The 13,891-nt window shown below is 68.3% G+C and carries 12 protein-coding genes; 8 read left to right on the top strand and 4 right to left on the bottom strand.

Going from position 1 to position 13,891, the window contains the following annotated elements; translation table 11 throughout:
• Positions 1–2 precede the first annotated feature (2 nt).
• Together DB30_RS33490 and DB30_RS33495 are read right to left on the bottom strand one after the other, a co-directional pair.
• Positions 3–974, bottom strand: a complete 972-nt coding sequence (locus DB30_RS33490; RefSeq protein ID WP_146661780.1) for a hypothetical protein — start codon at positions 972–974, stop codon at positions 3–5.
• Between the two features lie 35 nt (positions 975–1,009).
• Complete coding sequence (locus DB30_RS33495; RefSeq protein ID WP_052556800.1) at positions 1,010–1,375, bottom strand: DUF7009 family protein; 366 nt, start codon at positions 1,373–1,375, stop codon at positions 1,010–1,012.
• 136 nt (positions 1,376–1,511) lie between these two features.
• Here DB30_RS33495 and mobA point away from each other — a divergent pair, with 136 nt between their 5' ends.
• The 3 genes from mobA to DB30_RS33510 all read left to right on the top strand — a co-directional run bounded on the left by mobA (position 1,512) and on the right by DB30_RS33510 (position 5,213).
• Positions 1,512–2,132: a molybdenum cofactor guanylyltransferase gene (mobA, locus tag DB30_RS33500; RefSeq protein ID WP_146661782.1), complete on the top strand. Its 621-nt coding sequence runs from the start codon at positions 1,512–1,514 to the stop codon at positions 2,130–2,132.
• 55 nt (positions 2,133–2,187) lie between these two features.
• Positions 2,188–3,852, top strand: coding sequence for an IgGFc-binding protein (locus DB30_RS33505; RefSeq protein ID WP_146661785.1), 1,665 nt, complete (start codon positions 2,188–2,190; stop codon positions 3,850–3,852).
• Between the two features lie 131 nt (positions 3,853–3,983).
• Complete coding sequence (locus DB30_RS33510) at positions 3,984–5,213, top strand: cytochrome-c peroxidase (RefSeq protein ID WP_052556807.1); 1,230 nt, start codon at positions 3,984–3,986, stop codon at positions 5,211–5,213.
• Between the two features lie 130 nt (positions 5,214–5,343).
• Here DB30_RS33510 and DB30_RS33515 read toward each other — a convergent pair whose 3' ends face one another.
• Positions 5,344–5,796, bottom strand: a complete 453-nt coding sequence (locus DB30_RS33515; RefSeq protein ID WP_052556808.1) for an Mpo1-like protein — start codon at positions 5,794–5,796, stop codon at positions 5,344–5,346.
• A 65-nt stretch (positions 5,797–5,861) separates the two neighbouring features.
• Here DB30_RS33515 and DB30_RS33520 point away from each other — a divergent pair, with 65 nt between their 5' ends.
• Positions 5,862–6,623 carry a sugar phosphate nucleotidyltransferase gene (locus DB30_RS33520; protein ID WP_052556811.1) on the top strand — a complete coding sequence of 254 codons (762 nt, stop codon included), beginning with the start codon at positions 5,862–5,864 and terminating at the stop codon, positions 6,621–6,623.
• Here the strand turns inward: DB30_RS33520 and DB30_RS33525 are convergent.
• Positions 6,616–7,056: a response regulator gene (locus DB30_RS33525; protein ID WP_052556813.1), complete on the bottom strand. Its 441-nt coding sequence runs from the start codon at positions 7,054–7,056 to the stop codon at positions 6,616–6,618. The genes DB30_RS33520 and DB30_RS33525 overlap by 8 nt on opposite strands.
• 299 nt (positions 7,057–7,355) lie before the next feature.
• Here DB30_RS33525 and DB30_RS33530 point away from each other — a divergent pair, with 299 nt between their 5' ends.
• From DB30_RS33530 to DB30_RS33545, 4 genes are all read left to right on the top strand, one after another.
• Positions 7,356–8,906 carry a BamA/TamA family outer membrane protein gene (locus DB30_RS33530; RefSeq protein ID WP_146661787.1) on the top strand — a complete coding sequence of 517 codons (1,551 nt, stop codon included), beginning with the start codon at positions 7,356–7,358 and terminating at the stop codon, positions 8,904–8,906.
• Positions 8,903–9,547, top strand: a complete 645-nt coding sequence (locus tag DB30_RS33535) for a hypothetical protein (protein ID WP_146661789.1) — start codon at positions 8,903–8,905, stop codon at positions 9,545–9,547. The genes DB30_RS33530 and DB30_RS33535 overlap by 4 nt, the downstream gene beginning before the upstream one ends.
• Before the next feature lie 92 nt (positions 9,548–9,639).
• On the top strand, positions 9,640–11,286 hold the full coding sequence (locus DB30_RS33540; RefSeq protein ID WP_052556818.1) for a sensor histidine kinase: 1,647 nt from the start codon (positions 9,640–9,642) through the stop codon (positions 11,284–11,286).
• Between the two features lie 514 nt (positions 11,287–11,800).
• Positions 11,801–13,891 (top strand): DUF6531 domain-containing protein (locus DB30_RS33545; RefSeq protein ID WP_146661791.1); only part of this gene is annotated, 2,091 nt, incomplete at its 3' end.

Raw genomic sequence — 13,891 nt, forward strand, 5'->3', positions numbered from 1 at the left:
TGCTACGGCAGCAAGCCAGCGTCGCGAGCGGTCTGGATCGCGGCGCGCAGATCCGTGAGCGCTGGATCGTCCGTGAGGGGGCCGTCATGCGCGAGCGCTTCGAGCGTGGTCGCCACGAGCTCGAGGGTTCGGACATACACGGCCCGGGCCTCAGACCGCTGGCTGGGGTCCGCGGCCTGGTCGAGGCGCTCGGCGTAGCGCAGCGTCAGCTGCAGCTCGTCGATCGTGCGCGCTCGCTCCCACGTCGCGCGGACGGTCGGATCGGCCCAGTCGGTGGGCGCGTCTGCGGCCGGTGATGGGGGCAGTCCGGCGACGCAGGTGGCCCACGTCAGCTCGCGACAGCCCGCCGCCAGCGGTCCGCCGGCCTCGAGCGCAGCGCAGCGCGAGCTGGCCTGCTCCAGGCACGCGACCGCGCTGGCCATCGACACTTGCGCGGGGAGCTCGAGCTCATCGAGCATCGTGGGTCCGAGCAGCGGTGGCGCGGTGGCTTCGTCGCGCAGGTACGCCGTGAGCGGCTCGTCGCCCATGGCGATCGCCAGTTGGCCATCCTCGACGAGCATCGTCCAGTCTGTGGGTCGCAAAAAGTCGGCGGGCAACAGGCCGGCCACGCTGGTTCGCAGGGCGAACGCGTCGCCCTCGCGGCGCTCGACGGTCGCGCGCAGCTCGATCGGGGCTTGGCCTGGTTCGGCGTGGGTCGGCAGCACGAAGACCCACGGTCCGACGAAGCTCAGGGTCAGCGCCGGTCCGATCCAGGTCCCGGCGTAGGGGATCGGTGGGACCTGCTCGATGGTTGCTGCGGACGCCAGCGCGGGGTCGACGGTGCTGGCGTCGTCACGCTGGCGGCAGCCCAAGCCCAAACCAAGCGCCGTCGCCAGCGCCAAGGTGGCGCACGGCAGGCGAGGGGAGCGTAGCGAAGGTGTGCAGGCCGCCCCGCGCAGCTGCGCTTGGGTGCCGCGTCGTGGACGAGAGCTCAACCGCGCGGCGACAGCTTGCATCGCGCCGCGGGCCCTCAGCAGCTCGCGCCCGAGTCGGCGTTCGGGTGCGGGAAGGTGTCGCTGTCCTCCTCGCCCGCGCGCGGAGCCAGGCACTGAAAGTCCTTCTCGATCAGCAGGCGCAGGGCGCCTTGCTCGGCCTCGATCCCGACTTGTTCGGTGTCGGCCCAAGCGTTGGCGGTTGTACGGGGCAGGGTGACCTCGATGCAGTCGCCCTCGAACCGAGCCTGGGCCGCGTCGACCTCGGCGGTCGCCAGCGCATACTCGAGCGTGCGCGCGCCGAAGTCGGTGGTGGCGCTGACGCGGCCGGTCGCGCGCAGCTGCTGGACCTCGCCGCGGGTCAGCCGAAGACGCAGGGAGTCGCCGCGAATGCGCAGTTTCACGGGATCACGATAGTCGCTGGTTGCCGCGCCGTCTACGTTGCGCGGTGCGGGGGCGCGGTGCGGGGGCGCGGTGCGGGGGCGCGGTGGGGGAGCGCGGCGATGTTGCGCGCCGCGGTGGCTCTGGCACTCTCACGAGGTGGCCGGCGCAGTAGTCTTGGCGGGCGGCTCGTCGACGCGGATGGGCACCGACAAGGCGTGGCTCGAGTTCCACGGTCGTCCGCTGCTCGAGCAGGTGGTCTGCGTGCTCGGTGGTTGCTGCGACTTGATCGTGGTCGCGGCGCGGCCCGGCCAGCAGCTGCCTTCGCTGGTTGGCTACCCGGTCGAGCGCGTGGACGACAGCGTGCAAAACGGCGGTCCGCTGGTCGGGGTGGTCGCCGGGCTCGAGCGCCTGGCCGCGCGGGGGGTCGAGCTCGCGTACCTTGGCTCGTGCGACGCCGCGGCGTTGAGCGCCCGCCACGTGGCCTTCATGTTCGCCCAGCTGCAGGCGGCGCAGCGGCGTGACCCCCAGGTGTACGCCGCCGCGCCGCGCGAGCCCGACGGTCGCCTGCACCCGCTGGCCGCAGCGGTGGCTGTTGGGCAGATGCTTGGCCACGCAAAGGCCGAGCTCGCGCGCGGGCAGCTGCGTCTGCAGCGGGTGTTTCACGCGGCCCAGGTCGAGTGGGTCGACGCCGCGGCGCTGCCCGATCCCAACGCGCTGCTCCCGTGCAACACGCCCGCGCAGTGGCAGGCGCTCGAGCGCCTGGCGGCCGCGCGCTGAGCCGTCGATCTCGCGCTGGTCGTCGCCGCCCGTTCGCGCGGTTACACTCGCTGTCATGCGCCGCAATTGCCTTGCTTGCTTGGTTCTCAGCCTCTCTCTCGCCGCTTGCGGCGACGAGCCCAACACCGACGACGCCACGACCACGACCACGAACGGCGTCACACTCGATGCCACGACCGCAACCGAGACCCCAGGTGATGGCGATGGCGATGGCGATCCCGGCGACGGCGACGGCGACGGCGACACGGGCGACGGCGACGGCGACGGTGATTCGGGCGACGGCGACCCGGACGGTGGCATCAAGTTCGACATGGCGGGGATCCCCGACGGCGGCGGCGACACGGGCGACGAGGGGCCGATCATCCCCGAGAACTGCGACCAGGCTGCGGCCGGCGAGACCACCGTGGGCTGCCTGTTCTACGCGGTCGATCTCGATCAAAACGGCGGGCTCGAGAATGATCAATACGCAGTCGCGGTGTCCAACGTGCAGCTCGACACCCCGGCGACGGTCACGGTCGAGAAGCGGGTTGGCAACGCGTGGCAGGTGGTCGGCGGCCCGATCGTGGTCGCGCCGCTGGATCTTCACGCGTTCCCGCTGCCCAACAACAACCAGCAAGGCAGCGGCATCAAGGCCGACGGCACCTATCGGGTCAGCTCGGACGTGCCGATCATCGCCTACCAGTTCAACCCGCTGATCCAAGGCGCGGCCAGCTCCGACGCCTCGATGCTGTATCCCGCGGCCAGCTGGGACTACATCAACCACGTCGTGCACTGGGGCGAAGGCTACGGCAACGGCTACATCACGATCGTCGCCGCGCAAGACGGCACCGTCGTCGAGGTCACCCCGGTGGTCTCGACCCAGGCGGGGCCCGGGGTCCCGGCCGGCAGCCCCAACGTGCCATTTCAGATCATGCTCGCCGAGGGCGAGATCGCCGAGGTCATGGTCGTGCAGCAGCACGCGCAGCTGACCGGGACCAAGGTCATCTCCGACGAGGACCACCCAATCGCGGTGTTCTCGGGGCACGAGTGCGCATGGATCCCGTTCGGCGAGGTCGCCTGTGATCACATCGAAGAGCAGCTCGCGGGCGTGCGCCTGTGGGGTCAGAACTTCGCGGCCGGCCGGGTCCCCGTGCGCTGGCCACAGGCACCCGAGACCTCGCTGTGGCAGATCGTCGCCAGTGAAGACAACACCTCCGTCACGATCACCGCGCATCAAGACGTGACCGGGCTCCCGATGACCCCGGCCATGCTCGACCAGGGCGAGAAGCTGGAATTCTTCGCAGGCGGCACGCCGCAGCATCCCGGCGATCTCTTGATCGAGGCCGACAAGCCGATCGCCGTCGCCAACTACATGACCGGGTTCGGCAACCTGCCCTCGGGCAACCTCGGGGATCCTGCGATGGTCCAGCTCGCGCCCTTCGAGCAGTTCTTGCCGCGCTATGTCGTGTTGGTCCCGGATCAGTGGATCAACGACGTGCTCGTCGTGACCCAGCCGATCGGCGCCGAGGTCACCGTCGACGGCGTGCCGATCCCCCCAGATCAGTACTTGGAGTTCGGCGGCGACTGGGAGGCGGCCCGCTACGCCGTGCCCGATGGCGTCCACCAGCTCGAGGGCACCGAGCCGTTCTCCGTCGTCGTGGTTGGTTACGACGGGGCCGACAGCTACGCGTACTTGGGCGGCTCGAGCACGGGCAAGATCAACCCCGCCCCGCAGGGCTGATCGCGGCTGCTCCAACCGTCCGACGACTGCACGCACCGTCCGCGACGGTCCGCCGTCACTTTCAACAAGCGGACATTCGCCCGAGATCGAGCGAATGTGCACGGTATGACATCTGCATTGAAAGGCGCACGATGTCGCGCCCAACTTTGCTTACCCGTCACGCCCGCCTCCTCGCCCTGTTCGCGCCCTTGCTGCTCGTCGCTTGCGATGCGGAGGTCAGCAACACCGACACGGGCACCGACACCACGCGGAACGAGGCGGACCCGGCCTTGGACGAGCCCGTGTTGCCAGCGACCTTGCTCGACTATGGCCACGATCTCCCCGCGCACTTCCAGACGCCGCTGGTCGACGCGGCCGACAACACCCCCGGTGACAACCAGATCACCGACGCCGGCGCGACGCTCGGTCGCGTGCTGTTTTGGGATCGGCAGTTGAGCCACAACCGCACGGTCGCATGCGGAAGCTGCCACGAGCCTTCAACGGGCTTCTCCGACACAGCCACGCTGTCCGAGGGCTTCGCCGGGGACCTGACTGGGCGCAACTCGATGCCGCTTGCCAACCTGCGCTGGTACGAGCGCGGCGCGATGTTCTGGGACGAGCGGGCCGACACCTTGGAAGACCAGGTCCTGATGCCTATCCAAGACACCGCCGAGATGGGCCTGACCCTAGACGAGCTGGTCACGCGGGTCGGCTCGACCGACTACTACGCGCCGCTGTTCGAAGCCGCGTTTGGAGACGCGACCGTCAGCTCGGAGCGGATCTCGCTGGCGCTGGCGCAGTTCGTCCGCTCGATCGCCTCGTATCGCTCAGCGTGGGACGAAGGGGTCGCGCTCGTCGGTGGCGACGTGGCCCAGGATCTCCCCAACTTCACGCCCCAGCAAAACCGCGGCAAGGATCTGTTCTTCGGCCAGGGCCGCTGCGGGGGCTGCCACATGCCGGGCAGCCCGCTCACGCCCCCGCCGCCGGGCGGTCAGCCGCCGCCGCTCGACAACCTCGCGCTGTGGTTCGTGGGTGAGCCCGTCAACAACGGGCTGATCGACGCCAGCGACGACGGCGTGGGCGGGACCACTGGGCTGGCCGCGGACGATGGCAAATTCAAGAGCCCCTCGCTGCGCAACGTGGCGTTGACGGGGCCGTACATGCACGACGGACGCTTCGCCACGCTCGCGGAGGTCGTCGAGCACTACAACAGCGGGATCGAGGCCCACCCGAACCTGGATCCGCGCCTGCGAGATCCGCAAAGCGGCAACCCGATCCGCCTGAACCTGAGCCCGATGGATCGCGCCGCGCTGGTGGCGTTCTTGGGGACGCTGACGGATCCCACGCTCGCCGATGATCCGCGCTGGTCCGACCCGTTTTAGTCCGGAACCGAGCGCGCAGCGCTCGACTCGGGCCTGCCTATGTCTTCAAGGGGCTTTCAAAAGCCCCTCGCTTCGGCGGCGGAGCCCCCTTCGCTCACCCCAAACGCTCGCCTGTCGGCTCGAACTCGTACTAGTGATCGTCTGCGACCGGGTCGCCCGTCCACAGCTGCCCGGTCGCCATCATGCTCCACATCTTGAAGTCACCGATCAGCGACCACAGCGGATAGGTGAAGGTCGCCGGTCGGTTGTGCTCGATCTTGAAGTGGCCGATCCACGCGAACAGGTAGGCCCAGAACACGCCCGCCAGCAGCCACGGCTGGGCCCACACGCCCAGCGCGATCATGGCCAGCATGATCGGCGCGGCGTTGCGATGGCGCTCGACGAAGCTGCCGAGCACGCCCAGCGCGAGGATCGCCGCCAGCGCCGGACCGAAGCGCATGGGATCCGACCACAGCGACCACCCGACCAGCGTGAAGAAGCCGGCGGTGCCGACGAAGTGCAGCGCCCGGCAGGTCGGGTTGCGGTGCTCGCCCAGGTAGTAGGGGAAGAACTCGGAGAAGCTCGAGAAGCGCGCGTCAGCCATCGGGCGGCCAGGGTAACTGGTTTGCGTGGCTTGGTCGCGGGCGATCGATCTCGTAGCGTGTCGGCGTGAACACGCTCGCGATTTTGCTGGCTGCGGGGAAGGGCACGCGGATGCGATCGGACCTGGCCAAGGTGCTGCACCCCTTCGCGGGCGAGCCCCTGGTCTTGCATCCGCTGCGGGCGGCCCGGGAGTTTGGGGTCGCGCGATCGATCGTCGTCGTTGGTCACCAAGGCGCCGACGTAAAGGCGCTGGTTCAAGCACGGCTGCCTGCGAGCGCAGGTTGGGCCATCGGCTTCGCGGTCCAGGCCGAGCAAAACGGGACCGGTCACGCGGTCATGTGCGCGCTGCCGGAGCTCGAGGCCGGCTTTGATGGCGCGGTGTTGATCCTCAGCGGCGACGTGCCCTTGCTGCGCGCGCAGACCCTGCAAGCGCTGGCGGACGCGTGCAGGGGCAGCGCGGCCGGGATCAGCCTGGCCAGCTTTCGCGCGGCGGATCCAACCGGCTACGGCCGGATCGTGCGCGACGCCAACCACCGCTGCGTTGCGATCCGCGAGCACAAGGACGCGAGCCCGGCCGAGCGCGAGATCAACGAGTGCAACGCGGGCGTCTACTGCGTCCGCGCCGAGCACCTTCGGCGCGAGCTGCCGCAGCTCGGAGCAGACAACGCGGCTGGCGAGATCTACTTGACCGATCTGATCGCGCTGCGGGCTCGCGCGGGGGCGGTCGCGGTCGTCGAGGTTCAGGCCGACGAGGTCGCTGGCGTCAACACCCCCGAGCAGCTGATCGAGCTCGAGGCCCGCGGGCGGGCGCGCGGCTGGATCAGCTGACTGGGCCTGCTCCGGCGGCGGCGGCCTGGGCGACGGTCGATCGCAGCACGCCAATGTCGAACGGCTTCTCGAGGAAGAACTCGCAGCCAACCTCGCGGGCGCGGTCATGCTCTTGCCGCATCACGCTCGCGCTCACGACGATGATCGGGATCGTCGACCAGTCCTTCGAGGCCTTGAGCTCGCGGGCCAGCTCCAGCCCGCTGACGCCGGGGAGGTCGAGATCGAGCAGCACGACATCCGGTCGCTGTCCCGCGATCGCGTCGCGGGCCTGCGTGGCATCGTTCGCGCGCGACACCGCCCACAGCCCGGTCTTCTCGAGCACGAGCTTGATCAAGGCGAAGTTCGCGTCGTTGTCCTCGACGCACAGGACTGGGCGGGGCGCGGCCACGCCCCGATTGTAGAGTTCGCTCGTGTCGTCGCGGTCGGGGGTCATGACAAGATGTGATCTTTGCGATCGCGCGCACGATCCGCGCGCACGGGTCAGCGTGGTTGACGCGGGCGAAGCGCGAGTGAGGGGTCCTGATGGCACATAAAACGTCGTTCAGTCAAAACTAGAGGATCCGCGAGTCCCAGGGCGCGGATCTCCCACATTTCGCACGGGGCCCGCCGGGGGATCCGGCCAGGGCGGGTCTGTCGAGTACAATCCGGGCCGTGTGGCTGACCCCGCGTCGCCGGCATCTTGGCACCCAAGACAACCACGCGCGGGGCTCCTGGGTAAAATCCCGTGGCGTCGTGCCAGGCTTGGCCGTCGCGCTCGCGCTGGCATCGATCACGCTCGGGCCCAGCGTGGCGGCGGCTGCCCCTCCCGTCGAGCCCGCGAGCGAACGCCCGAGCCCCGCGGACCGGTCGCCCCGGCCCGCGCGCACGGACGAGCTCCCGAGCAGCGATGACGCGGGCGTGCCCGTCGAAGGGCCGATCGAGCGCACCGTTCACATCGTCGCCCTGCAGATCCGCGGCCGCAAGCAGGTCGCCGCCAAGCAGGTCACCGAGGCGCTCGAGGCCGAGGGCATCGTCGAGGGCCAGCAGGTGTTCTGGCCCGAGGATCCCCGGATCGATCGTGCGGTCCAGCGGCTCGCGGCGACCGGCTACTTCGATCAGGTAGCGATCCGCCTGGTCCCAGTCTCGCGCAATTCCGACAGCGCGTCGTTGGTCGTGGATCTGCACGAGCGCGGCTCGCTGGTGGTCCGCCAGCTCAGCGCCGCGAGCTCGTTGTTGACGCCCTTCGCGGGTGGCTTCGATCTGACGGAGCGCAACCTCGCCGGCAGTCGCGTGCACCTGGGCGCCGCGTTCGTGGTCGGGACCCGGGCTCGGGGTGTCGCTGACGATCAGCGCCAGCAGGCCTACGAGGTGCACACGGAGCTCCCCGTGGTCGCCGGGACGCCGGTCGGGGTCGTTGGCAGCGCCTACGCGATCTTGGCCAACGAGCCGTACCGCGTGGCCGGTGAAGACTACGATCCGGATCCCAGCAACTTCGACACGCTCCGCTACTCGCGCTACGGCAGCGTCGTCGGGGTCACGATCCCGGTCCGCTCGGACCTGCGGCTTGGCATCGATTTTCGATTCGAGGCGATCGATTCGGATGCTGGTGCGGCAGTAGACCCGACCCAGACGCTCCCCAACGGTGATCTGCGTGAGCTCGATCTCCAGCTCGAGGACGGCCTGCACTTCCTGAGCTCGGCCGAATTCTCGCTGATCTGGGATCAGCGCAACCGGGCGGCGATCATCGGCAAGGGCGGCCACGTCCGGGTTGACGTGCAGCTGTCGTCGCCCGCGATCGGGTCGAGCTACGAGTACCTGCGCGTGCTGATCGGCGGCGGCTACTCGTTTCGGCTGCCGTGGGGCCACTGGTTGACGCCGAGCCTGTGGGGCGGACAGATCGCGGGCGACGCTCCGCGCTTCGAGATGATCCTGCCCGGCGATCTGGCCGACTGGACCCCGGGCCGGACCATGGGTCTGCAGTACTCGACCCGGTGGCCGGTCGACACGTTCAAGACCGGCGTCAACGCCTACGCGCTCGCGCGGATCGGTGGGCGCGTGGATCTGGAGTACGGGATCCCGCTGTTTCGTCGGCCGCAGACCTCGTTCGTCTACGGTGGCTACCTGTTCTTCTCGGCCGGCGTGTTCTCGTTGACGGGGACCCAGGAGCAGCGAAGCGAGCGGCGGGCGAACGGCGAGCTGGCCGCGCCGATCGGCTTCAACGCCAACCTTGGGCTCAAGCTCGACACCAGCATTGGGACCATCGACATCTCGGTTGGCAACGTGCTTCGGCGGGTGCCGCTGTGAGGCGCCGTCGCTTCGTGGCGCTGCTGGCCGCGAGCCCCACGCTGACGCTGTTGCTTGGGGCCGCCCCCGAGGCGCTCCCGCGGCGCAAGGCCGACTTCTCGTTTACCCCGCGCGAGCTCAAGATCCGCGTGGTGATCTCGGACCTGCTACGGACCACCGACAAGCAGGCCATGAAGATGCTCGATGGCGGGTATCCAACCCGCCTGGTCTATGATCTTGGCGTCTACGCGAAGGGCTCGCGGGCCCCGAGCTCGGTGGCCCACGTCGAGATCAGCGTTCAGTGGGATCCGTGGAATCAGGACTACATCGTCCAGACCGCGCTGGGCACCGCCCAGCCGACGATGCGCCGCTACGCCCTGCGCGACGACGCGATCAAGGCCGCGACCACGCTGTCGGTCGTGATCGCCAAGACCCCCGACATTCCGCGTGGCGAGGACCAGGTCCACTTCGTGCAGATCGTCGCCCAGCGCAACCCGATCCAGACCCGGAGCAGCGGCAGCGGCGGCGCGGCGCGGGGACAAGATCGCGACCTCGAGGTGTTCTCGCGCTGGGTCGGCATGTTCGTGCGCTCACGACCCAAAGCCGAGAAGCTCGTCGAGTTTCGGACCCACCCCTTTTACGTGCCGCTCGCGCCTGACTGAGCGCCGAAGCCAGACTCATGCAACACGAACCTCATCGCTCGAGCGGGCCGGCCACGGACGACACCCCGCCACGAGTCTCCAGTTAGGCTGTGATGGCGGGGAGCGATCGAGCGCGCGAGGCTGGCCCTCGACCAAGCCGGCGATCCGGTCGTCGCGGTACAAAGGGGTTTCGCGCCGTCGAGCAGCAGCGCGAGCTGCAGGCGCGGCCGCCGTGGTGGGGCCGGCTCGAGGCTCGGATCACGATCTCGTTGGTAGCGATCGGGATCCTGTGCGTGGGCGCGTCGAGCTACCTCGTCGCGCTCACGGTCCAGTACTACGACCAGGTCAGCGAACAGCAGGTCGAGCTGCAAGATCAGGCCCTGCGCCTGGCCGAGCCCTACTACGAGGAGCTCGCCGCCGCCCAGCGCGAGGCGTTTCGCGCTCGCACGCAGCTGCTCCCCCACGAGCTGCGCGAGCTCGACGGCGAAGCGCTCGAGGCGTTCTTGGACGACTGGATCCGCGCGCGGGGGGACGTCGTCGAGGTCGTCGTCGAGCGGCATGGGGCCGAGGCGGTGATCGTGGGTCGACAGAACCTCGCGATGGGGGCGGCTGAAACGGGCGCGGCTTCGTTGGATGCGTGGATTCACGTGCCGCTCGAGTGGCCGCTTGGCGAGGCGGGCGGGCTGGTGCGCGTGACGTGGGCGGTCGATCCCGCGATCCGTACCCGCCACCAAGCGCTCGGCGAGCTCGCGCGGGATCTGGGCGCGATCGAGGTCAAGGGCGCCGGCGGCGAGGATCGCATGGCCGAGCGCGACGAGGTCCGGCGCGCCGTGATCGCGGCGCTGACCGTGGCCAGCTCGCTGGTGCTGTTCGTGGCGATCCTCGCGGGGATCCTGATCGCCCGTCGGACCACGCGCAAGGTCTCGGATCTGTCCGAGGTCATGCGTCGCGTCGCGTCCGGTGACCTCTCGGTTCGGGCCCCGCGGCTCGGGGCCGACGAGCTTGGCCAGCTGTCGAGCGCCTTTAACACGATGCTCGAAGAGCTCGAGCACACCCGTCGGCGGATCGCGTACCTGCAGCGGGTTGGGGCCTGGCAAGAGATGGCGCGGCGCATCGCGCACGAGATCAAGAACCCGCTGACGCCGATCCAGCTCGCGGTCCAGCAGCTGCGCGAGAAGGACCCTGGCAACGACGCCCGGTTCTCGGCGCTGCTGCGCGACTCGGTCGAGATCGTAGAAGACGAGGTCGAGGCGCTGCGCCGCATGGTCACCAGCTTCTCGCAGTTCGCCAAGCTGCCCGAGGTCGAGCTCGAGCCGGTCGCGCTCGCGCGGATCCTCGTCGAGTTCGAGCGGGCCTACACCCACGTCGACGCGGCGCTGGAGATCGACCTTGGGGCCGAGGGGATCGAGGTGCTTGGGGATCGTCAGCTGCTCAAGCAGGTGTTGGTCAACCTCGCAGAGAACGCGGCGCTGTCTGCTCGTGAGGCGGGGGTTGAGCAGCCGCGGATTCGGGTGTCTGCGGTGGCGCGGGTGGAGCTGGGGGTGGCTTGCTTGGTTGTTGAAGACAATGGGCCGGGGGTTGCTCTCGAGCGTCGGGAGTTGGTGTTTGAGCCGTATGAGACTACGCGGGCGCAGGGGACTGGGTTGGGGTTGGCGATTGTGAAGAAGATTGTGTTGGATCATGGGGGGGAGATCTTGGTGGGGGGGAGTGAGGAGCTTGGGGGGGCTCGGTTTGAGGTTCGGTTGCGGGTTAGTTCGTGATTGATTTGGGGGATTGATTGGTTGTTTGCGGAGGGTGGGGGCGCCGATGGGGCAGCGCGCACGGGCTGCAGACGATCCCAACCCGGCTACGGTCTACTTCAGTCTCGTGACCCCGCTTCCTCTCGTCTCGACTCACTGGCCCGACGGGGCTTCTCTTCGTTAATCTCCACGTGCGTAGATATTGTCGTCGAGGCTGGCTCGAATGCGAGGGCTTTCGTGCTCCCGCGAGGCCGCGTGATCCCTGACAGAGCGCAGTCAGCGTCCGCAGAAGATTCGGTCTGCGCGACAACAACGCAGGTGGATCAGCGCCGCTCGCAGCGACGAGAAAGTTGCAGGCCCAGCATCGGCGGATGGCACTTCGCCGGGGTCTCGGGCGTGGCAGATTGCATGAACGATGGGTGTCCTTCAGCGATTGATGAGCCTGGCCATCGCCGCTTGTTGGGTGCTGCTCGGCGGTTGTCGGGAGCGGCCGGACCTCCCTGGTGCCGGGCTGCGCGATACACTGGATGTAAGGATGCTCGAGCCGCCCGGCCAAGCACCCGGCGAGCCGTACGCCTTCGCGCTTTGCCCGGATGGTGCGTGCCTGCGAGATGAGGCTGGGTATCTGTTCTCGGGGGAATTTCACGAGCGCGTCGTCGATCTGCGGGTGCCAAGCTGCACGGTTGGCCTGGACCTGGTGTGGGCTCGCCGCTATCGCTCGCGCCTGGGGCCGGCCGCGGGCCGGTCGCCGCTTGGGAACAATTGGGACCACAGCTACAATATTTATGCGGAGCTTGGCGCCGGTCCAGATCAGCCGATTACCCTATACGATGGCAACGCCCGTCCTGCCGAGTTTCGCTCGGATGCGCAGGGTGTCTGGACGGCCCCTCGCTATCATCGCACGGGTGAGTTCGACGCTGACCGCCGGTTTGTGCTGACCTTCGCCGACGGTGGTCAGTGGATCTTTCACTCGGAACACGACTCGGCACCGGGTGATGTTCGTAGGCTGTGGCGGATTGTCGATCGCAATCAGAACATCATCGAGTTGGAGTACGACAAATATGACCGGCTCGAGCGGGTGCTCAACGCGAGCGGGCAATCTCTGGAGTTCGCGTATGACGAGACGGGCCATATCGCCGAGGTCACCGCGCAGCTCGGGCCCGATGTCTCGCGCACGGTTCGCTACGCACGCTATGGGGCCGACGAGCCTGACGGAAACCTGCATGATCTTCGTAGCGTCACGCTTCCCCCGATCACTGGCACCGTCACCGGCAACGACTTCCCGGACGGCACGCGGACCGTCTACACCTACGCGAGGAACACCGGGCACCCCAAGCTGAACGGCAACCTGCTGACGATCGAGGACAGCCTGGGGCAGACCTACCTGCGCAACACCTACGCGAACACCCTGGACCCGAGCGATCACGTGTTCGACCGGCTCGTCGCGCAAAGTTGGGGTGACCCAGATGACCGGATCAGCGTGACGTATGCCCGGGTTGCGCCCGAGCATGACAATAACTTCGCGGTCACCATGGCTTGGGTCAATGATCGGGTGGGCCGGGTGAGCGCGCACTTCTTCGACATGGACAACCAGCTCGTGCTGCGCCGGGAGTACACCGGGTTCGCCAACCCGGATCTGCCGACCACGGTGCTGCTCAACCCACCTGTGGACAAGCTGCGGTCCGATGACCCGGACTACTTCGAGACGCGGTTCGCCTACAACGCCGATGGCCACGTCAGCCGCGTCGTCCACCCGCGGGGTAACGCGACCGTCTCGATCTACGAGGGAGACCTGAACTCCGCCGCGTCGCCGCGGATCCGAGGCAACCTGCGAGAGCGTCGCCATGAGGGCGAAGCGTGTGACAGCGGGTTCCCCCCGATCCGCGAGTTGTTCGAGTACGCGCCGGGACTCGGCAACGAACATGACGGCCAGGACTTCGTCGCGTTGGCTACTGACGGGCGCGGCAACGTCACCCAGGCCCACTATGACGCAGCCGGGAATCGCACCTCGGTCATTCACCCGGAGCCGGGTTCCCGCGAAGACATGGAGTACAGCTTGGTCGGGCAGCTGACGCGGCATCAGCTGCCGTCGGACCCATCGGGCGTCCGCCGTGAGGTGGTCTTCACCTACGCCGATGACGGGCATGTTCGTCAGGAGATCGTCGACCCTGATGGGCTGGCGCTGACGACCACCAAAGAGTTTGACGCCGCGTGCAATGAAGTCCGGCGCGTGGACCCGCGCGGCAACGACAAGCTCTACCTCTATAACGCGCGCGACGAGCTGGTCCGCGAGCTGGGTCCTGCCACCACGTGCCCTGCGACCTGCGGCGGCGGTGCGCCCACGCGTGCGTACACGGATCACATCTACGACGCCAACATGAACCTGGTCCGCGTGGACTACGAGGCGCTCGATTGTGCAGGTTCACCGCAGGTCAACAGCGTGGTCTCGACCTCGTTTGCGTATGACGTGCTCAACGAGCTCACGCTCACCACCGAGCAGGTCGGCGACGGCCGCGTGCTCACCAGCGCGCTCGGCTACGACGCCAACCGCGAGGTCACGCTACAGCAGCTGGGCGAGGCCACGATCACCACGATCTACGACGAGCGCGGGCTGACCTATCGGGAG

The organism is Enhygromyxa salina (assembly GCF_000737335.2).
Taxonomy (GTDB): Bacteria; Myxococcota_A; Polyangia; order Nannocystales; family Nannocystaceae; genus Plesiocystis; species Plesiocystis salina_C.